The sequence below is a fragment of the Variovorax sp. OK605 genome, assembly GCF_900115445.1.
Classification (GTDB): Bacteria; Pseudomonadota; Gammaproteobacteria; order Burkholderiales; family Burkholderiaceae_C; genus Variovorax.
In genome coordinates, this window is sequence record NZ_FOWL01000008.1 from 154,970 (window position 1) to 174,554 (window position 19,585).

Genomic DNA, 19,585 nt, shown 5'->3' on the forward strand with positions numbered 1-19,585 from the left:
ACGCGTCCCGTGCAAAACAACAAACGTACAGGAGCGCTTGAAATGAGCAACGTCATGCTGAAGGTCGAAGACCTGCACGTAGCCTACGGGCAGAGCGAGGCCTTGCATGGCCTGTCGTTCGAAGGCCATGCCAACGAAACCATCGCCATCATGGGCCGCAACGGCATGGGCAAGACCACGCTGTTCAAGAGCCTCATGGGCATTCTTCCGCTGAAGAGCGGGCGCATCGAGGTCTCGGGCCAGGACGTGTCGCGCGACGAAAGTTTCAGGCGCGTGGCCAAGGGCATCGCCTACGTGCCGCAGGGCCGAATGATCTTCCCCACGCTCACGGTCGAAGAGAACATCCAGACCGGCCTGGAGAACTCGAAGACGCGCCGCATCCCCGAGGAAATCTACGCGCTCTTCCCCGTGCTGTGGGACATGAAGAGCCGCAAGGGCGGCAACCTCTCCGGCGGCCAGCAGCAGCAGCTCGCCATTGCGCGCGCCCTCGTCACCGACCCCAAGGTGCTGCTGCTCGACGAGCCCACCGAGGGCATCCAGCCTTCGATCATCAAGGACATCGCCAAGGCGCTCAACGAGATCCGCAAGCTGCGCGGCATCACCATCGTGGTGTCCGAGCAGGTGCTGAGCTTCGCGATGGACGTGGCCGACCGGCTCTTCGTGATCGAAGGCGGGCGCCTGGTGCACGAGACCGCGCGCGACAAGACCGATGTGGAGCACATCAAGGCCTATCTCTCCGTTTGACTCACCGATTCACCACAACCCCAGGAGCCACTGCACATGACGGACACGCTGATCAAGGTCGACCTGACCCAATCGCCCACCGAGAACGAGAACATCCACAACCGCTGGCACCCGGACATTCCGATGGCCTGCTGGGTCAACCCGGGTGACGACTTCATCCTCGAAACCTTCGACTGGACCGGCGGCTTCATCAAGAACAACGACAGCGCCGACGACGTGCGCGACATCGACCTGAGCACCGTGCACTACCTCTCGGGCCCCGTGGGCGTGAAGGGCGCGGAGCCCGGCGACCTGCTGGTGGTCGACCTGCTGGACATCGGTGCCAAGCAGGACAGCCTGTGGGGCTTCAACGGTTTCTTCTCGAAGAAGAACGGCGGCGGCTTTCTCACCGACCACTTTCCCGAGGCGCAGAAATCGATCTGGGACTTCAAGGGCATGTTCACCAGCTCGCGCCACATCCCGGGCGTGAACTTCGCGGGCCTCATCCATCCCGGCCTCATCGGCTGCCTGCCCGACAAGCCCATGCTCGACATGTGGAACGAGCGCGAAGGCAAGCTCATCGCCACCGACCCCGATCGCGTGCCCGGCCTGGCCAACCCGCCGTTCGCCGGCACCGCCCACATGGGCAAGATGACCGGCGAGGCGCGCGCCAAGGCCGCGGCCGAAGGCGCGCGCACCGTGCCGCCGCGCGAGCATGGCGGCAACTGCGACATCAAGGACCTGTCGCGCGGCTCCAAGGTGTTCTTCCCCGTGTACGTGGATGGCGCGGGCCTGAGCGTGGGCGACCTGCACTTCAGCCAGGGCGACGGCGAAATCACCTTCTGCGGCGCCATCGAGATGGCCGGCTGGGTGCACATGAAGGTCACGCTCATCAAGGGCGGCATGGCCAAGTACGGCATCAGGAACCCGATCTTCAAGCCCAGCCCCATCACGCCGCAGTACAACGACTACCTGATCTTCGAAGGCATCTCGGTGGACGAGAGCGGCAAGCAGCACTACCTCGACGTGAACGTGGCCTACCGCCAGGCCTGCCTGAACGCCATCGAGTACCTGAAGAAGTTCGGCTACTCGGGCGCGCAGGCCTATTCGATTTTGGGCACGGCGCCGGTGCAGGGCCACATCAGCGGCGTGGTCGACGTGCCCAACTCGTGCGCCACGCTGTGGCTGCCCACGGGCATCTTCGACTTCGACATCAACCCGAACGCCTCGGGGCCCGTGAAGTTCATCGACGGCAGCATCGACATGCCGCTGTCGCACGACCTGCGCTGAACGAAGGCCCGCCATGCCGACCTACGACTACGCCTGCGGGCAGTGCGGCGGCTTCGAGGCGCTGCGGCCCTCGGGGCAGCGCGACGAGCCCGCTGCCTGCCCCGATTGCGGATGCGCTTCGCCGCGCGTGCTGTCGGCCGCGCCGCGACTGGCGCTGATGGCCTCTGGCACGTGCCGCGCGATGGAGACCAACGAGCGCGCGCGGCACGAGCCGGGCAGTTCGCGCGACTACGCGCGCTTCAAGCACCCCGCGGGGTGTGGCTGCTGCGGCTCTTCTTCGTCATCGAAGCGCGGCGCCACGGTGACCGCGCCCAGCGGCGCGAAGTCGGCGCCGTCACGGCGGCCGTGGATGATCAGCCACTGATTTCGTGTCATTTCTGATCGACTTGTGTGCAGTCGTTTCAGATGCCTCGGTGCAGGCACCTTTTGCCCCAGCTGTTTCCATGCGAAACGCTGGGGCAACCCCTATTGACCATCGGCTTTTCAAGGCCGGCATTGTTTCAATAGCGTGAACGCCGCGGTTCCTTTTGCCGGCGTTTTTGGGGTCGCTTCAGTCGCAAACTTCTCCTCACCAACCAAACACCTGAAGGAGATTGAAATGAATGCCTCGAAGATCCTCGCCGCTGCTGCTCTCTCGCTCCTGGCTGCTGCCGGAGCCCACGCAGAAACCTACGATGGCGTGCACGTCGTGAACTCTTCGGTCTCCCGCGCCGAAGTCGCACCGCAAGCCGCTGCCGCCGCACGCGCCGGCAACGAGTACAGCGATGCCTCCAGCGCTGGCGCCCAAGCCTTCACGTCGACCGCCAACCGCGCGACCGTGCAAGCCGAAGCCGTTGCCAAGGCCCACGACCCGCTCGCCAGCCTCGACCGCCGCGCGTTCTACCGCGACGAAGTGCCGCAAGCCTACAAGAAGCCCAGCGTGTCGTTCACGCGCCAAGCTGGCCTGTAAGCTGCTTTGTGCACATGAATGAAGAAGGGCCCTTGCGGGCCCTTTCTTCGTTGATGCCTGCATCTCGCTGACGTGGCTTCTCGCTGACATGGCTCCTCGTTGATGCGAGCTTGTCGCTACGCGAGCTTTTCGTTTTCCTTGAGCACGCCCGCGCTGCGCAGGGCGGCGTCCAGCCACTTGGCCGCGGTGTCGCCCTTCTTGATGGCGTCGATGCGTGCGGTTTCGTCCTCGACCTTCTTCTTCGCTGCCTGCAGCAGCGTCTGGACCTTCTCGCGCTCGATGACGACCACGCCATCGGCATCGCCGACGACAAGGTCGCCGGGCCGGACGGCCACGCCGCCGACGGACACCGGATGCCCGATGCGCCCCGAGGCCAGCTTCGTCGGGCCGTTCGGGTTGGTGCCGACCGAAAACACCGGAAAGCCCATCTCGTCGATTTCCACGCTGTCGCGCACCGCGCCGTCGATCACCACGCCGGCAATGCCGACCTGACGGCAGGCGTTCATCATGATCGTGCCCATGAGGGCGGCGCTCTGGTCGCCCTTGCCGTCGATCACCAGCACGTCGCCGGGCTTGGCGAGTGCGATGGCGGCGTGGATCATCAGGTTGTCGCCCGGTCGCACTTCCACCGTGAGCGCTGTGCCCGCCAGCGTCATGCGGTGGCGCAGGGCCTGGATGCGGCCGTGCAGGGCGCCCCGGCGCCCGTTGACGTCCGCAAGAATGGCCGGCTGGAATGCGGCGGCCTGGCGGACCAGGTCGGCGGGAACGCGCTCGAAGTCGCGAACGATGTCGGGAAGCTGGTTCATCGGGTGTTCCTTTCTCATTCGGCCTTGACGTCGGCGTCCTTCACCACGCGGCCCCACTTGCGCTTGTCGGCCGCCAGGAACGCACGGAACTGCTCGGGCGTGCTCCCCACGGGCTCGAGGCCGTCGGCGGCAAGCCGCTTGGCGATCTCGGGCATCGCCAGCACCTTCGCCACTTCGCGCTGGATGCGCGCGACCACCGCGGGCGGGGTGTTCCTGGCGGCGCAGATGCCGGCCCAGGTCACGGGGTCGAAGTCCGGCACGCCGGCTTCGGTCACGGTCGGAATGTCCGGAAACGCCGCCAGCCGGCGCGGGCTGGCCACCGCCAGGGCGCGCAGCTTGCCCGCGCGGGCGTACTGCATCGAGCTCACGGGCTGGTCGAAGATCATCGAGACCTGGCCCGCGATGAGGTCCGTCATCGCCTGGCCGGTGCCCTTGTAGGCCACGTGCACGATGTCGATGCCCGCGCGGCTCTTGAGCATCTCCCCGGCCAGGTGGCCGCCGGTGCCCGTGCCCGAGGAGGCGAAGTTGATTTCGCCGGGCTTCTGCTTGGCGTAGGCCACCAGTTCGCCCACGCTCTTCACCGGCAGCGTGGCATTGACCAGCAGCATGTAGGGCGCATTGACGATCTGCGTGACGGGCGCGATGTCCTTCTCGGGGTCGAAGGGCATGCTTTTGAGGATGTGCGGCTGGATCGACAGGGTGCCCGTGGTGCACATCAGCAGCGTGTGCCCGTCCGCGGGCGCGCCGAGCATGGTCGATGCCGCGATGTTGCCGCCGGCGCCGGGGCGGTTCTCGACCAGCACCTGCTGCCCCAGCCCTTCGGCCAGCTTCGGCGCGATCAGGCGTGCCACCACGTCGTTGGAGCCACCGGGCGAAAAGCCCACGAGGATCTTCACGGGTTTCGTCGGAAAGGCATCGGCTGCCGCCGCGTGCGTGGCACCGAGGAAGGTGGCGCCCGCGGTGATCGCAGTGATCGCGGCGTTGGCGGCAATGTCGGGCAGAAGCTTCAGAAGAGGGCGGAGTTTCATTGCGGTTCCTGGTTGATGGCTTGGCCCGAGAGTTCGGCGCGCGCGCGGGCAATGCGGCGGCAGCCGTCCAGCAACTGCTCGTTGCTGGCGGCGAAAGAAATGCGGAAGTGCGTCGGCACGCCATACGCGCTGCCTTGAAGCGCCGCGAGGTCCTGTGAATCCAGCAGGTGCATCACCCAGTCGTCGCTGGTCTCGATGACCGTGCCCTTGTGCGTGCGGAGACCGAACAGCGCGCTGCACGACGCGAAGACGTAGAAGGCGCCGTCGGGCACGTCGCAACGGATGCCGTCGATGGCATTGAGCGCCGCGACCACCGTGTCGCGCCGGGCCTGGTATTCGCGCCGGTTCGCGGCGATGGTGTCCTGCGGCCCCGTGAGCGCCGCGATGGCTGCGGCCTGGGCCACCGAATTGGGGCCGGAGGTGCTTTGCGACTGCAGCTTGACCATCGCCTTGATCAGCGCCGCGGGCCCCGCGCCGTAGCCGATGCGCCAGCCCGTCATTGCGTAGGCCTTGGACACGCCGTTCACCGTCAGCGTGCGGTCCTTGAGGTCGGGCGCCACCTGGGCCATGGTCGCGAACGCGATGTCGCCGTAGATCAGGTGCTCGTAGATGTCGTCGGTCAGCACCCAGACCTGGGGGTGGCGCCGCAGCACCTCGGCCAGTGCTTCAAGCTCGGCGCGCGTGTAGGTCGCACCGCTGGGGTTGTTGGGCGAGTTGAGCATCAGCCAGCGCGTCTTGCCGGTGATGGCGCGTTCCAGGTCGGCGGGCTGCAGCTTGAAGCCCGCCGTTGCCGGGCAGTCGACGAAGACCGGCACGCCGCCGGCCAGCAGCGCGATGTCCGGGTAGGACACCCAGTAGGGCGCCGGCACGATGACTTCGTCGCCTGCCGCGACCGTGCACATCAGCGCGTTGAAGATCACCTGCTTGGCGCCGGTGCCGACGATGATCTCGCCCGGCGTGTAGGCCAGGGCGTTCTCCCTCAGCAGCTTGCCGGCGATGGCCTCCTTGAGCAGCGGCGTGCCGCCCACGTCGGTGTAGCGGGTCTGGCCGGCCATCATGGCGCGGATTGCCGCGTCCTTGATGTGCATGGGGGTCTCGAAGTCGGGCTCGCCGGCGGTCAGGCCGAGGATGTCCCGGCCCATGGCGCGCAGCTCGCGCGCTCTCTGGCCGGCCATGGAACTGGGCGACGGTTTGATTCGGTTCAGGCGGGGTGCGATATGAAGCATGCCCGCAGTATCAAAGTGCCTTTGCCGCGAGACAAACGAGAAATCGGAGCGGCGCGGTATTCCTTTTTTTCCTGGCTGGGCAGGGGCGTACATTCCGCAGCCATGAACTTCACCTTCAAGCAGCTGGAGGCCTTTCTCTTCAGCGCCAAGCTCCAGAGCTTCAGCGCCGCCGCGGTGAAGCTGCACACCACGCAGTCGGCCATCTCCAAGCGGCTGGCGGAGCTGGAGGAGTCGCTGGGCGGCCCGCTGCTGCATCGCACCTCCCACGGCCTGGAGCTGGCCCAGGCCGGCCGCGAACTGCTGCCGCTCGCGGAAGAGGCCCAGCGCCTGTGGCAGCGCATCCAGCACGACATCAGCGTCGACAAGACGCTGCGCGGCACCTTCCGCGTGGGCGTGACGGAGCTGATTGCGATGACCTGGCTCACCAGCCTGATCCAGCTGCTGCAGAAGCTGCATCCCGAGGTGACGCTCGAGCCGGTGGTGGACGCGGGGCTCACGCTCTTCGAGCGGCTGGAGGCCAACAAGCTCGACCTGACCATCATGCCGGGCATCTTCTGGGGCCAGGCCTTCGAGTCGATCAAGGTGGGGCAGGTCGACCAGGCCTGGATCGGAAGCCCTCGCCTGGGCATCCCGCACCGGGCGCTGAAGCCGCACGAGTTTGCCGACTACCCGGTGATCGAGCAGCCCGCCGGCGCCTCGAAGAACAGGTTCTACGAGGCCTGGCGCGCGGAGCACGGCTTTCGCTTCGGCAAGGTGCTGCTGACCAACAGCACCACCGTCTTGCGGGAGCTGACGATCAGCGGCTTCGGCATCAGCCAGCTGGCGCTCGACTACGTGCGCCCGGATATCAAGAGCGGCCTGCTGCGTGTCGTCAAGAGCGACCCCATGCCGCCGCCGCTGGTCTACAGCGCGGTCTGTCGGCGCGACGACTTCAGCCCCGCGCTGGCGCGCATCGTCGAGCTGGCCGTGAAGACCTGCGATTTCACCCTGCGGGCCAGCCAGCACGACGTGGCGCCGCCGCGTCCGCCACGCGGCTCGGGCGCGACCCTGCGGCAGCGCGCGCTGCGCCAGGCCGCGAAAAAGCCCGCGAGGAAGAGCCGGAGGTGATTTTTCTCGCCGCGGCCTTCAAAAATATACGCATTGAGTATATATTCGCGGCCCATGAACATGCCGCAACAGGTGCTCCTCCGCGACGCGATGCGTCAACTCAACATGACGCGCGACGCCTTCGCGGAGCGCATCGGCAGCCGCCGCAGGGCGCTCGACGCCTGGCTGCTGCCCGACGAATCGAACGAATTCAGGGCCATGCCCGAGGTTGCGCGGCGCTTCGTCAGCGAGATCCTGGCCTCCGACGGGCGGCGCGGTGAATATACGCAGAGCGCACATGAAGGTGCGCTGCGCCGCTCGATGGCGGTCGACGGCTCGCACCACCTCTTGTCCGTGAGCCAGTTCAACCGGGACGCCATCGACGAGCTGTTCCAGCTGGCCGACGTCATGCAGCCCATTGCGCGCCGCCGCAAGGTCAGCCGCGTGCTCGAGGGCGCCGTGCTGGCCAACCTGTTCTTCGAGGCCAGCACGCGCACCCGCGTGAGCTTCGGCGCGGCGTTCTGCCGGCTGGGCGGCTCGGTGTGCGACACCACGGGCTTCACCTTTTCGTCGATGGCCAAGGGCGAGTCGATCTACGACACCAGCCGCGTCATCAGCGGCTACGTCGACGCGATCGTGGTGCGGCATCCCGAGCAGGGCTCGGTGGCCGAGTTCGCGCGCGCCACCAACGTGCCCGTCATCAACGGCGGCGACGGGCCGGGCGAGCACCCGAGCCAGGCGCTGCTCGACCTGTACACCATCCAGCGCGAGTTCTCGCGGCTGGGCAAGCTGGTGGACGGCGCGCACATCGCGATGGTCGGCGACCTGAAGTACGGGCGCACGGTGCATTCGCTGATCAAGCTGCTGGCGCTGTACAAGGGCATGAAGTTCACGCTGGTCTCGCCGCCCTCGCTGGCCATGCCGGCGGAAATCGTCGAGGCCGTGAGCCGCAACGGCCACGTGGTCGAGACCGCCGCCACGCCCGCGCAGGCGCTGGCCGGCGCGGACATCATCTACGCCACGCGCATCCAGAAGGAGCGCTTTGCCAACGACGAAGTGCTCGAAGGCTTCGACAACGCGTTCGAGATCAACCGCGCGCTGGTCGAGTCGTCCTGCAAGCCCGAGGTGGTGGTGATGCACCCGCTGCCGCGCGACGGCCGCCCCGGCTCGCACGACCTGAGCGTGGACCTCAACAACGACCCGCGCCTGGCCATCTTCCGCCAGACCGACAACGGCATTCCGGTGCGCATGGCGATCTTTGCCACGCTGCTGGGCGTCGACAAGCTCGTGAGCCGTTCGATGCGCGACGCCGCATGGACGCCGCCCTCGCACATCGGCCCCGACGACAGCGTGTTCCACGGGATCGACTGAGCCCCGGGGGAGCGCATGCTCAGGTGTGCGCGAGGATGTTGACGAGCTTGCCGAACGGGTCGCGCACGTAGAAGCGGCGCACGCCCCAGGGCTCGTCGACCGGGCCGTATTCGACGACGAAGCCCGCGGCCTTCATGCGCGCGAAGGCCGTGTCGACATCGTCCACCTCGATGGACAGATCGGGCACCGGCGTGCCCGAGCCGCCTTCCGACGCGACGCTGAGCTGCACCGCCATGTCTGCCTTGGCGCCGTAGGTCTGGATCCAGCCGTGGTCCATGAGCAGGTCGAGGCCGAGCACGTCCTGGTAGAAGACGGCGGCGCGCGCGGGGTCGGCGGCAGCGATGTTGGCGACGATGCGTTTGACTTTCATGGGGCGGGCCTCCCGATGGTGAAGGTGGCGCTACGGCCGTCGCGCTGCACATGGAGCAGCGCGCCTTCGACGCGGATGCCGGTCCAGCGTTCGACGTGCGCGTCGGAGCGAATGATCTCGATGCTGTCTTGCGACAGCACGCGGTAACGGTAGAGCGGCCCGGCGAGCGGCCCGTTCTTCGTGCCGATCGTGGCGGTGACCTGGCCGTTCGCGCGAAAGCAGAAGCTGTTGACGAGCGTGTCGGAGACGAGCGCGATGGGCAGGTCCATGGGCAGGGGGAGGGGGAGAGCGGTCGCGGGCATGGGTGCGTTCATCGGTCCGCTCAGGACGCCAGCCATTCCTCGGCCTTGCGGCTGCCGCAGGCAATCGCCGCATCGATGTCGTCGAAGTGCCAGGGCGGCACGGGCCTGCCGTGGGGGGTGACGAGGCCCAGGAAGGCCGCCCGCGATTTCTCCGAGGTGACGGCCAGCACCGGAAACGGCGGTGCGCCCGGCTCGCCGTCCGAGTCCATGAACTGCGAGACGTCCTGGAAGACCTGCAGCAGCGTGTTGCCCCAGCGGTAGGTCATTGCGCGGAAGTCGAGCACCACGCAGTCGGCGCAGAAGGCATGGAGACCGTGCAGCGTGCGCGTGGCGATGAAGGCGCCGTGGTTGTTGCCCAGGCTGCCGTCGGGGTAGTCGCCTTCGAAGGCGACGACCAGCACGGTCATGCGCTGGGTCTGCGCGCGGTCGGCCAGCAGGAATCGGCAGCGCAGCCCTTCGGGGACGGACGGCGTGACTTCGGTCAAGGTGAATCGGCTCATCGGTGCGGGGCGCTCCTGTTTCGGTGGGACCTGACGACAGCCGAATATAGGGCTTCGACAGCGCGGCGCACCCCTGCCTTGCCCGTGCGTTCTCACTGCTGCCTAAGCCAACTCTCACCCCTGCATAAGCGAACTCTCACCGCCCGGTAAGTGCCGCGTCCTAGAGTGAAAACACCTTCACTCCAGGAGACAACCATGAGAGTTCGTACAGCAACCCTGTGCATCGCCGCCGTGCCCATGCTGGCGCTGGCTTCCCTCGCGCACGCGGGCGGCCAGGCCGATCCCGACTATCCGCAGATGTCGCACTCGACCCTGTCGCGCGACGCGGTGGCCGCCGACGCCATGCGCGCCAACAACGCCATGCATTCGACCGAGGTGCTCGAGTCGCAGGTGGCCACGCCGGTGTCGGGCGCGGACCGCGCGCAGGTGCAGGCCGAGGCGGTGCGCGCCAACAACGCGATGCATCCGACCGAAGTGCTCGAGTCGCAGGTGGTGCCGCCGGTGGCGTCGGCGAACCTGCCTGCGAGCAACAGCGGGGAGTAAGCGGCGAGCGAGAGGCAAATGAGAGGCAAATGAGAGGCGCGTGAGCCGCGGCGCCCGGCGCCGCAATGCATGAAACCGCCATCGAGGGCGGGTAAGCTCGCGGCCAATGAAGCGCAACAGCACCCCCAGAGCCGAAGGCGACAAGGCTTCTGCACCCGAAGGCGGCAAGGTTTCCGCACCCCGCAACAAGGCGCCCGCCGCGGCGCTTGCCGCCCCCGCCCCCGAGGCGTCCGACGTCCCGGTCTCCGCCGTGCTCGCGCGCATCCAGACGCTGTGGTCCTCGCTGGGGCCGGTGGGTCAGCGCATCGCCGACTTCATCGTGAAGAACCCGCGCGAGGTGGTGCACATGTCGGTCAGCGAAGTGGCCGAGCGCACGGGCTCCAGCGAAGGCAGCATCGTGGGCCTGTGCAAGAACCTCGGCGCCACGGGCTTCCAGCAGATCAAGATCGCGCTGGCGCAGGAGCTGGTGCGTCCGGTGGATTTCATCCACGAAGACCTGGACCCGCAGGACAACGCGACGGCGGTGATCCGCAAGATCTTCCAGAGCAACGTGCAGACGCTGCACGACACCGAATCCACGCTCGACGCGAAGGCGATGGAGCGCGCGGTGAAGCTGTTCCGCAAGGCCGAGCGCATCGAGATCTACGGCATCGGCAGCTCGGCCACCATTGCCGAGGACGCGCACTACCGCATGCTGCGCATCGGCCTGAACGTGAAGCTGGCGGTCGACTCGCACGTGCAGGCCATCAGCGCCTCGCTGACCGATGCGAAGACGGCGGTGCTGACCATCTCGCATTCGGGCAGCTCGCACGAGACGGTGACGGCCACGCGCCTGGCCAAGGAGGCGGGCGCGTCCACGGTGTGCATCACCAACTTCGGCAAGTCGCCGATCCAGGCCTACGCCGACGTGATGCTGTTCACGATGGCGCGCGAGACCAACTTCCGCACCGAGGCGATGACCAGCCGGCTCGCGCAGCTGGCGATCATCGACGTGCTGATCGCCTGCCTGGCGCTGTCGGACTACGACACCTCGGTGCGCACGCTGCGCCAGACCTTCGACGTGCTTTCGCTCAAGCGGTACTGAGACGGCGCCTGCGCGGGTGCCTCGGCACCAGCACCGGCACCACCACCACCATCCACGGCCGCACCGGCGAACAGCCCGGCCACCGACGCCGCCACCGCGCCCGGCGCCTGGCCCACCAGCACGCAGGCCATGCCCAGCCGCCGCGCGCCCTCGGCGTCGGTGAGCGGGTTGTCGCCGACCACCACCGTGTCTTCGGGGCGCGCGCCCAGGCAGCGCAGGCCTTCCTCGAACAGCAGTGGCGCGGGCTTGCCGGTCACGCGCATCGGCTGCACGCCGCTGGCCGCCACCACCGCCGCCAGCAGCGCGCCGGTCTCGGGCACCACGCGGCCGTGCGGGCCGGGGTGGGTGGCGTCGGCATTGCTCACCAGCAGCCGCGCGCCGCGCAGCAGTTCGTTCACCACGAGCGCCAGGCGCGCATGGCTGAAATGCATGTCGAGCGCGAGCAGCACGAAGTCGGCGCCGCCTGGCACCAGCTGGCAGCCCTGCGAACGCGCATAGCGCTGCAGGGCGGGGCTCGCGGCCATCAGCACGCGCGCCTCGGGGTGCTCGCGCACCAGCTGCCGCACGGCCAGCTCGCCGGCCAGCACGATGCGCTCGGCGGGCACGCGCAGGCCGAGCCGGCGCAGCCGCTGCGCGAGGCCCGGCGCGGTGTGCGTGGAGTTGTTGGAAACGATGGCGTAGCGCCCGTCGAAATGCGCCAGCAGCTCGGCCGCGCCGGCTATGGCTTGCTGCTGGCGCACCAGCGTGCCGTCGAGGTCGACGAGCAGGTGGCGGGCCCGCGCCAGGCGGGCGTCGGTGAACGCGCCGGCCTGGCTGGCCTGGCCTGTCGCGTTCCCCGGTGTCGTGTGGTTCGTGCTCATGGCGGCAAATTGTATTGAATATTGCTCAGTGAAATGTTGGTTTTGCAATGAGCTAATTTCATTTGCTTGTCATCTTTGGTTTCTAAAGTCCCGGCATCGCCTCCCTCGGGTGGCATCGCAAGCTGCCTCTCACGTTGCCTCCAAACGAAAGAACCGAACCATGAAGAACAAGCTCCTGGCCCTTGCCGCCACCGCTGCAGCCGCTGTCTCGCTGACCGCGGCACTGTCCCTTCCCGCGCACGCCCAGGCCGTGGCCGACGGCTCGCGCGAGCATCCGCTGCGCGTGCTGCTGATCCCGGCCGACGGCGGCACCGAGTCGGGCACCAAGGCCGACTACGCGCCGGTGTTCAACGCCATCACGCGCACCACCGGTCTGAACTTCGACCTGAAGGTCGGCCAGTCGTACGGCGCGGTGGTCGAGGGCATGTGCAACCAGCTGGCCGACATCGCCTTCTTCGGCCCGGTTTCCTACGTGCAGGCCCACAAGCGCGGTTGCGCGCAGCTGCTGGCCGTGGGCGTGGAGAAGGGTGCCTCGGTGTACTACGCGGGCATGTTCGCCAAGGCCAATGCGCCCATCGCGGGCATCAACGACGTGAAGGGCAAGCGCGTGGCCTTCGGCGACGTGAACTCGGCCTCGAGCTTCACCTTCCAGGTCGCGATGCTGCTGGACGCGGGCATGGACCCGGCGCGCGACCTCTCGGCCATCCGCATGACCGGCAGCCACGCCAGCAGCCTGGCCGCGCTGGTTCAAGACCAGGTCGACGTGGCCTCGCTCTCGTTCGACTCGTATGAGAAGGCCGTGAAGCAGGGCGCCGTCGATCCGAAGACGGTGAAGGTCATCGCCAGGAGCATGGCCATTCCCTACCCGCCGCTGGCGCTGAACTCCAAGCTGCCCGAGCCGCTGAAGGCCAAGCTGAAGGACGCTTTCGCCACCGTGAACAAGGCGCCCGGCGTCACGCCCGAGATGATCCGCGGCTACGGCGGCGGCAAGATTGACGGCTACGACACCAAGTTCTCGGAAGACGAGTTCAACGTGGCCGCCGAGAAGCTGGGCCTGCTCACCGACGAGCTCAAGGGCCGCATCCTGGCCAAGTCCGCGCAGCGCTGAGCACGCACGCCATGCTGAATTTCGAATCGGTCGCCATGCGCTACGCCGACGGCACGCAGGCGCTGGGCGGTGTCTCGCTGCAGGTGCCTGCGGGCCAGTTCTGCGTGGTGCTGGGCTCCTCGGGCGCGGGCAAGTCGACGCTGCTGCGCATGGCCAACGGGCTGGTGAAGCCCACGCAGGGCACGGTGCAGGTCGAGGGCGTGCGCATCGCGGCCGATTCGCTGGCGCGCATCCGCCCGCGCATCGGCATGATCCACCAGCAGTTCAACCTGGTGCTGCGCTCCACGGTGGCCGAGAACGTGCTCGCGGGCGCGCTGCCGGCCATGCCGACCTGGCGCGCGCTGCTGGGCCTCTTCAGCGACGAGGCGCGGCGCAAGGCCTGCGAGCTCATCGAATCGGTGGGCCTGCAGGAGCAGCACCTGCGCCGCCGCGTGAGCGAGCTGTCGGGCGGGCAGCAGCAGCGCGTGGGCATTGCGCGCGCCTTCATGCTCGCGCCGCCGCTGGTGCTGGCCGACGAGCCCGTGGCCAGCCTCGACCCGCAGACCAGCCACGACGTGCTCTCGCTCCTGCGCAGGCAGGCGCGCGAGCGCGGCACCACGGTGCTGTGCAGCCTGCACCAGATCGAGCTGGCCTGCGAGTTCGCGGACCGCATCGTCGCGCTGCGCCACGGCGCGGTGGTGTTCGACGGCGCGCCGGGGGCCTTCGATCCGCAGGTCTTCGATGCGGTCTACGGCCGCGCGCCGGCGGCCGTGCGGCCCGGCGGCCACATCGCGGAACCCGAGGTCGTGCTGCCGTTGCACACCGGTGTGCTGGAGCTTGCGCAATGAACAGTCCCGTGAACACTTCCGCGAACTCGCCCACCGGCCGTCCTGCTTCCGCGTGGGAACTGCCGCGCCCTTTCGGCACGCGCAGCCTCTGCGTGCTGCTGCTCGTGCTGGTGGTCGGCTTCTTCGCCGGCCAGCGCGTCGAGATGGGCCGCATGCTCTCGCTCACCGGTGAGGGCGTGCTTGCCGCGGTGGGCCTGCGCGAGCAGTCGCAGGTGCTGTCGGGCCTGGGCACGATCGCGCGTTCGCTGTTTCCGCCGCAGGTGTCCGAGCGCACCGAGACCGCGCGCATCGAGGGCTTCGACCGCAACCGGCTGCCCTGGTTCTCGCACGTGGAGACCGTGGAGACGCGCGAGCCCAAGCTCAACCCGAAGACGCTGCAGATGGAGGAACTGGTCGACACGCGCGAGGAGCTGGTGCAGCCGCTGGGCTACCTGTGGCACGTGGCGGTGAAGATGCTCGAGACCTTCGAGATCGCCATCTGGGCCACGCTGCTGGCCATCGTGCTGAGCGCGCCGCTGGCCTGGTGCAGCGCGCGCAACTACACGCCGAACCGCGCCGTGTACGGGCTGGCGCGCGGCGTGGTCGGGCTGTTCCGCGCGGTGCCCGAGCTGGTGAGCGCGCTGTTCCTGGTGCTGGCCTACGGCTTCGGTCCCATCGCCGGCGTGCTGGCGCTCGCGCTGCACTCGGCGGGCTTCCTCGGCAAGTTCTATGCGGAAGACATCGAGACCGCCGACGACAAGCCGCAGGAGGCGCTGCGCGCCATCGGCGCGAACAAGCTCAAGGTGATGCGCTTCGCGGTGCTGCCGCAGGTGATGCCGCAGTTCATCGCCTACACGCTGTACATCCTCGACCGCAACGTGCGCATGGCCACCGTGGTGGGCCTGGTGGGCGCGGGCGGCATCGGCCAGGAGCTCAAGGGACGCTACGACATGTACAACTACGCGCACGTCGGAACGATCCTGATCGCGATCTTCCTCACGGTGCTGGTGCTCGACCGCGTCGCGGCACGCCTGCGCAGCCGCTATGCCTGAACCCTGATCTTCCCGCGCCGGGACGCCTTGGCGCTCCCGGCGCAACCACCCCGATTTTCCAAAGCCGGCGCAACCCCGAGGGGGCTGCTCGGCCCTGATTCGACTCGTTCGACTCTTTCGCCCCACGTCTTCTCTCCTCTCCAAGGAAATTGTCATGACTCCACGTGCTTCCCGGTATGGCTTCGTCGCATCGGCCGCGGCCGGTCTCCTCCTGTGCCTGAGCCTCGCCGCCTGCGGTGGCGGCGGGGGTGGTGGCGGCGGCGTGCCGGTGCTGCCGCCCACCGGCACCACGCCCCCGCCCACGCAGCAGCCCGAGCAGCCGGCAACCCCGGCGCTGAAGTGCGCGCCCTGAGCCGCGCTTCCTCCGTCGACACGCCCTCCAGTTCCTTCGTCCTTCGTTCTTCGTTTTGTCCTCGCGTTGAAAGACTCCCATGAACCCCACCAACCGTCGTGATTTCTTCCGCAAGTCGGCCGGCGCCGTCGGCGCGGCCTCGGCCCTCACCCTGCTGCCGCCCGCGATCCGCAACGCCCTCGCGGTCGAGGCCGCGGTCGACACCGGCACCATCCAGGACGTCAAGCACATCGTCATCCTGATGCAGGAGAACCGCAGCTTCGACCACTACTTCGGCACGCTGCGCGGCGTGCGCGGCTTCGGCGACCGCTTCCCGATTCCGCTGGCCAGCGGCAAGCCGGTGTTCTTCCAGCCCAACGCCACCGCCGGCGGCCCGGACATCCAGCCCTTTCGCCGCGACTCCACGATCGCCAACGCGCTGATCGGCTCGGGCACGCCGCACAACTTCCCCGACATGCAAGGCGCATGGAACCAGGGAAAGATGGACCGCTGGATCCAGTTCAAGAACCAGGCGACGATGGGCTACTACCTGCGCGAGGACATTCCGTTCCAGTTCGCGCTGGCCGACGCCTTCACGGTCTGCGACGGCTACCACTGCTCGATCCTTACCGGCACCGACCCGAACCGCATCGTGTTCTGGTCGGGCTCCAACTTCAATCCGGAGCTGCGCAAGAAGGGCATCAACAGCACCGACACCGACTCCGAACCCGTCAACTCGCGCTGCTGGCCCAGCCCGTCGAACTGGGTCGCGGGCCGGGCGCAGCAGGCCGACGGCTCGGGCCAGACCGACCCGAGCACGAGCGCCTACAACTACAAGTACGTCAACAACGCCTTCAAGTGGGACACGCTGCCCGACGTGCTGCAGAAGGCCGGCATCAGCTGGCACATCTACCAGAACATGAACAACAACTGGACGGGCGCCATGAACGGCTGCCTGGCCTTCCAGAGCTTCCGCACCGCGCAGCCGGGCTCGCCCATCTATGAGCACGGCCTGACGGGAGGTCCGGCCACGGCCGACGGCGCCGTCAATTTCCTCGCGCAGCTCAAGCAGGACGTGATGAACGACACGCTGCCGCAGGTCTCGTGGGTGCTGCCCACGCAGGCCCTGGCCGAGCACCCGGGCAGCAGCGAAGGCGTGGCCGGCGCGGCCGACTTCATCTCCGACGTGCTGGGCGCGCTCACGTCCAACCCCGCGGTGTGGAGCAAGACCGCGCTCTTCGTGACCTTCGACGAGAACGACGGCTTCTTCGACCACCTGGCGATGCCCTCGGTGCCCTCGTACGACGCCAGCGGCAACCTGATGGGCAAGTCGACCGTGCCGCTGGACGGCGAGTATTTCGACGCCTCGGTGGGCAGCTACCTGAACGCCGCCGACACCACCAGCGGCAAGATCCGCCCCTGGGGCCTGAGCTCGCGCGTGCCGATGTACGTGGTGTCGCCGTGGAGCAAGGGCGGCTGGGTCAATTCGCAGGTGTTCGACCACACCTCGATGGGCATGTTCCTGGAGAAGCGCTTCGGCGTCACGGTGGACGCCATCAGCCCGTGGCATCGCGCCGTGTGCGGCGACCTCACCTCGTGCTTCGACTTCGTCAGCCCGAACGACCCGGTGTTTCCCAAGCTGCCCGACATGAGCAACTTCGCGGCGATCAACGCGGCGCAGCGGCTGCTGCCCACGGCGCCCGTGACCACCGCGCCCGCCACGCCGCAGCCGCTGTACCAGGAGACCGGCTCGCGCTTTGCGCGCGCGCTGCCCTACGAGCTGCACACCAGCGCACGCGTCGAGCCGCGCGGCCTGCTGCAGCTGATCTTCGCGAACACCGGCACGCAGGGCGCCGTGTTCCACGTGTACGACACGCTGCACCTGGACCGCATTCCGCGCCGCTACACGGTGGAGGCCGGCAAGCAACTGTCGGACTACTGGAACACCGGCGCCACCGACAGCGGCAAGTACGAGCTGTGGGTCTACAGCAGCAACGGCTTCGTGCGCTGCTTCAAGGGCGACGCGCTCGCCGCCGACACCGCGGCCTTCAAGCCCGAGGCGCAGGTCTGCTACGAGCCGGCCACCGGGCAGGTCTACCTGAAGGTGCACAACACCGGCACGGCGGCGGGCACGGTCACGGTGAAGTCCAACGCCTACCGCGGCGACGGCCCCTGGCCGCTCGATGTGGCGGCGGGCGACACCGGCACGCTGCACTGGAACCTGGACGACAGCGGCCACTGGTACGACTTCACCATGACCGGCGCCAGCACCGAGCGCCGCTTCTCGGGCCGCGTGGAAACGGGCAAGCCCGGCGTGAGCGACCCGGCGATGGCGCTGCACCTGAAGGCCTGAGCGCAGTCCATTTCACGCGCACAGACACCATGAAGCACCACAAGCGCGCCGCGCGCGGCGCAGCCCTGCTCGGGCTGGCCGCCGCGCTCGGCGCGGGCACGGGCCTGGTCCAGGCCCAGACCACCACCTGGGACCCGGCGAAGTCGAACCTCGGCATCGGCACGGGCACCGGCAACACCGGCGTCACCGGCACCAACAACCAGGCGCTCGGTACCGGCACCGGCAACAACGTCAGCACCAATTTCAACCTTGCCATCGGCGACGGGGCGGGCGTGGGCGTCAGCGGCGGCAACGCCAACCAGGCCATCGGCTTCCAGGCCGGCGACAACGTCAAGGGCGGCTGGAACCAGGCGTTCGGCCGCAGCGCGGGCGACAACGTCACCGGCGATCACAACAACGCCATGGGCTTTCATGCCGGCAGCGGCGTGACGGGCTCCGACAACAACGCCATGGGCACCAACGCCGGCATGAACGTGGTCGGCAGCAGCAACGTGAGCCTGGGCAACGGCGCGGGCAACAACGTCGGCACCAACTGGAACCTGGCCATCGGCGAGGGCGCGGGCACCAACGTGTCGGGCAAGAACGCCAACCAGGCGATCGGCTACTACGCGGGCACCAACGTGGTCGGCGGCTGGAACCAGACCATGGGCCGCAGCGCCGGCGAGAACGTCACCGGCGACTACAACAACTCGACCGGCTACGCCGCCGGCCAGTTCGTCACCGGCAACCGCAACGACGCGACCGGCAGCAACGCGGGCCAGCACGTCACCGGCTCCGACAACGAGGCCTACGGCACCAACGCCGGCAGCAACGTGACGGGCAATGCCAACCAGGCCTACGGCAACGGCGCCGGCGCCAACGTGAGCGGCAGCAACAACATCGCCTCGGGCCAGGGCGCGGGCACGGGCGTGACCGGTTCGGGCAACCAGGCCACGGGCCTGATGGCCGGCGCGCAGGTCTCGGGCAACAACAACGTCGCGCTGGGGCAGGCGGCCGGCGGCGGCGTGCAGGGCAGCCAGAACCTGTCGTTCGGCAACGCGTCGGGGCAGGCCGTGACGGGCAACGGCAACCTGGGGCAGGGCAACGGCGCCGGCCAGCACGTGAACGGCGACGGCAACATCGCCATCGGCAACGACGCGGGCGTGTACGTGAACGCGAGCCAGAGCATCTCGCTGGGCAGCGCGGCGCGCGCGAGCGCCGACAACGCGGTGGCGCTCGGCAGCAACGCCACGGCCGCGCACGCCAACAGCGTCGCGCTGGGCGCGGGCAGCGCGACCACGCGCGGCGCGCAGGCCGCGTACACGGCGGTCGGGCTGGCGGGCGTGCAGTCGTCGGTGGGCGAGGTGGCGCTGGGCAACCGGCAGCTCACGGGCGTGGCGCCCGGCAGCGTGGCCACCGACGCCACCAACGTCGGCCAGGTGCAGGGCATGGTGAAGGACGGCGTGGCCTCGGCCAACGCATACACCGACACCGTGGCCGCGCAGGGCCTGCCGCTGGGCAAGGCCTACACCGACATCACGGCCGGCCGGCTGCAGGGCCAGATCGACGACAACGCACGCCGCGCCTACGCCGGCATCGCGGGCGTTGCCGCCATGGAAGCCGCGCCGATGGTGCCGGGCAAGCTCAGCTATGCCGTGGGCCTGGGCAACTACCGCAGCGAAAGCGCGCTGGGCGGCTCGCTGCGCCACACCTCGCAGGACGGCCGCTACAGCGTGACGCTGGGCGTGGGCGCGACCAGCTCGGGCGTGGTGACGCGGGTGGCGCTGACGGGCGTGTTCGACTGAAGCTGTGGCATGT

21 protein-coding genes are annotated in these 19,585 nt (G+C 68.4%); 14 read left to right on the plus strand and 7 right to left on the minus strand.

Going from position 1 to position 19,585, the window contains the following annotated elements:
* Positions 1–54: 54 nt before the first annotated feature.
* The 4 genes from urtE to BM013_RS21580 all read left to right on the plus strand — a co-directional run bounded on the left by urtE (position 55) and on the right by BM013_RS21580 (position 2,962).
* Complete coding sequence (gene urtE / locus BM013_RS21565; protein ID WP_093129947.1) at positions 55–744, plus strand: urea ABC transporter ATP-binding subunit UrtE; 690 nt, start codon at positions 55–57, stop codon at positions 742–744.
* Positions 745–780: 36 nt separating this feature from the next.
* Positions 781–2,013: a formamidase gene (fmdA, locus tag BM013_RS21570; protein WP_093129695.1), complete on the plus strand. Its 1,233-nt coding sequence runs from the start codon at positions 781–783 to the stop codon at positions 2,011–2,013.
* A gap of 13 nt (positions 2,014–2,026) precedes the next feature.
* A complete protein-coding gene (locus BM013_RS21575; protein WP_093129696.1) occupies positions 2,027–2,377 on the plus strand; it encodes an FmdB family zinc ribbon protein in 351 nt (116 codons plus the stop codon).
* 234 nt (positions 2,378–2,611) lie between these two features.
* The gene (locus BM013_RS21580; RefSeq protein ID WP_093129697.1) at positions 2,612–2,962 is read left to right on the plus strand and encodes an alpha/beta hydrolase; all 351 of its coding nucleotides are present in this window, start codon (positions 2,612–2,614) and stop codon (positions 2,960–2,962) included.
* A 116-nt stretch (positions 2,963–3,078) separates the two neighbouring features.
* On the opposite strand, the gene BM013_RS21585 is transcribed toward BM013_RS21580, so the two are convergent.
* The 3 genes from BM013_RS21585 to BM013_RS21595 are packed head-to-tail and all read right to left on the minus strand — an operon-like array spanning position 3,079 to position 6,022.
* The gene (locus tag BM013_RS21585) at positions 3,079–3,768 is read right to left on the minus strand and encodes an RraA family protein (protein ID WP_093129698.1); all 690 of its coding nucleotides are present in this window, start codon (positions 3,766–3,768) and stop codon (positions 3,079–3,081) included.
* Between the two features lie 14 nt (positions 3,769–3,782).
* Positions 3,783–4,796, minus strand: a complete 1,014-nt coding sequence (locus BM013_RS21590; RefSeq protein WP_093129699.1) for a Bug family tripartite tricarboxylate transporter substrate binding protein — start codon at positions 4,794–4,796, stop codon at positions 3,783–3,785.
* Positions 4,793–6,022 (minus strand): pyridoxal phosphate-dependent aminotransferase, encoded by a 1,230-nt coding sequence (locus BM013_RS21595; RefSeq protein ID WP_093129700.1) that lies wholly within the window; start codon positions 6,020–6,022, stop codon positions 4,793–4,795. The genes BM013_RS21590 and BM013_RS21595 overlap by 4 nt, the downstream gene beginning before the upstream one ends.
* Positions 6,023–6,124: 102 nt before the next feature.
* Here BM013_RS21595 and BM013_RS21600 point away from each other — a divergent pair, with 102 nt between their 5' ends.
* The gene (locus BM013_RS21600) at positions 6,125–7,129 is read left to right on the plus strand and encodes a LysR family transcriptional regulator (RefSeq protein ID WP_093129701.1); all 1,005 of its coding nucleotides are present in this window, start codon (positions 6,125–6,127) and stop codon (positions 7,127–7,129) included.
* Positions 7,130–7,183: 54 nt separating this feature from the next.
* On the plus strand, positions 7,184–8,479 hold the full coding sequence (locus BM013_RS21605) for an aspartate carbamoyltransferase (protein ID WP_093129702.1): 1,296 nt from the start codon (positions 7,184–7,186) through the stop codon (positions 8,477–8,479).
* A gap of 19 nt (positions 8,480–8,498) precedes the next feature.
* On the opposite strand, the gene BM013_RS21610 is transcribed toward BM013_RS21605, so the two are convergent.
* From BM013_RS21610 to BM013_RS21620, 3 genes are read right to left on the minus strand one after another with little or no spacing between them, the layout of a single operon-like run.
* Positions 8,499–8,849 carry a VOC family protein gene (locus tag BM013_RS21610; RefSeq protein ID WP_093129703.1) on the minus strand — a complete coding sequence of 117 codons (351 nt, stop codon included), beginning with the start codon at positions 8,847–8,849 and terminating at the stop codon, positions 8,499–8,501.
* Positions 8,846–9,118 (minus strand): hypothetical protein, encoded by a 273-nt coding sequence (locus tag BM013_RS21615; RefSeq protein WP_093129704.1) that lies wholly within the window; start codon positions 9,116–9,118, stop codon positions 8,846–8,848. Before BM013_RS21615 ends, BM013_RS21610 begins: the two co-directional genes overlap by 4 nt.
* 53 nt (positions 9,119–9,171) lie before the next feature.
* Complete coding sequence (locus BM013_RS21620) at positions 9,172–9,651, minus strand: hypothetical protein (RefSeq protein ID WP_093129705.1); 480 nt, start codon at positions 9,649–9,651, stop codon at positions 9,172–9,174.
* A 195-nt stretch (positions 9,652–9,846) separates the two neighbouring features.
* On the opposite strand from BM013_RS21620, the gene BM013_RS21625 reads away from it, so the two are divergent.
* Both BM013_RS21625 and BM013_RS21630 read left to right on the plus strand, forming a co-directional pair.
* Positions 9,847–10,194 carry a hypothetical protein gene (locus BM013_RS21625; protein ID WP_093129706.1) on the plus strand — a complete coding sequence of 116 codons (348 nt, stop codon included), beginning with the start codon at positions 9,847–9,849 and terminating at the stop codon, positions 10,192–10,194.
* A gap of 106 nt (positions 10,195–10,300) precedes the next feature.
* Positions 10,301–11,278, plus strand: a complete 978-nt coding sequence (locus BM013_RS21630; protein WP_256219962.1) for a MurR/RpiR family transcriptional regulator — start codon at positions 10,301–10,303, stop codon at positions 11,276–11,278.
* On the opposite strand, the gene BM013_RS21635 is transcribed toward BM013_RS21630, so the two are convergent.
* Complete coding sequence (locus BM013_RS21635) at positions 11,215–12,138, minus strand: HAD-IIA family hydrolase (protein ID WP_093129707.1); 924 nt, start codon at positions 12,136–12,138, stop codon at positions 11,215–11,217. The two genes, BM013_RS21630 and BM013_RS21635, sit on opposite strands and share 64 nt — an antisense overlap.
* A 160-nt stretch (positions 12,139–12,298) precedes the next feature.
* Here BM013_RS21635 and BM013_RS21640 point away from each other — a divergent pair, with 160 nt between their 5' ends.
* From BM013_RS21640 to BM013_RS21665, 6 genes are all read left to right on the plus strand, one after another.
* On the plus strand, positions 12,299–13,246 hold the full coding sequence (locus tag BM013_RS21640) for a phosphate/phosphite/phosphonate ABC transporter substrate-binding protein (RefSeq protein WP_093129708.1): 948 nt from the start codon (positions 12,299–12,301) through the stop codon (positions 13,244–13,246).
* 11 nt (positions 13,247–13,257) lie between these two features.
* A complete protein-coding gene (gene phnC, locus BM013_RS21645) occupies positions 13,258–14,073 on the plus strand; it encodes a phosphonate ABC transporter ATP-binding protein (RefSeq protein WP_093129709.1) in 816 nt (271 codons plus the stop codon).
* 8 nt (positions 14,074–14,081) lie between these two features.
* Positions 14,082–15,104, plus strand: coding sequence for a phosphonate ABC transporter, permease protein PhnE (gene phnE, locus BM013_RS21650; RefSeq protein WP_256221598.1), 1,023 nt, complete (start codon positions 14,082–14,084; stop codon positions 15,102–15,104).
* Between the two features lie 154 nt (positions 15,105–15,258).
* On the plus strand, positions 15,259–15,456 hold the full coding sequence (locus BM013_RS21655) for a hypothetical protein (RefSeq protein WP_093129711.1): 198 nt from the start codon (positions 15,259–15,261) through the stop codon (positions 15,454–15,456).
* A 79-nt stretch (positions 15,457–15,535) separates the two neighbouring features.
* Positions 15,536–17,788 carry a phosphocholine-specific phospholipase C gene (locus BM013_RS21660; RefSeq protein WP_093129712.1) on the plus strand — a complete coding sequence of 751 codons (2,253 nt, stop codon included), beginning with the start codon at positions 15,536–15,538 and terminating at the stop codon, positions 17,786–17,788.
* A 29-nt stretch (positions 17,789–17,817) separates the two neighbouring features.
* Entirely contained in the window at positions 17,818–19,572 is a 1,755-nt protein-coding gene (locus tag BM013_RS21665) for a YadA family autotransporter adhesin (RefSeq protein WP_093129713.1), read from the plus strand.
* Positions 19,573–19,585 lie beyond the last annotated feature (13 nt).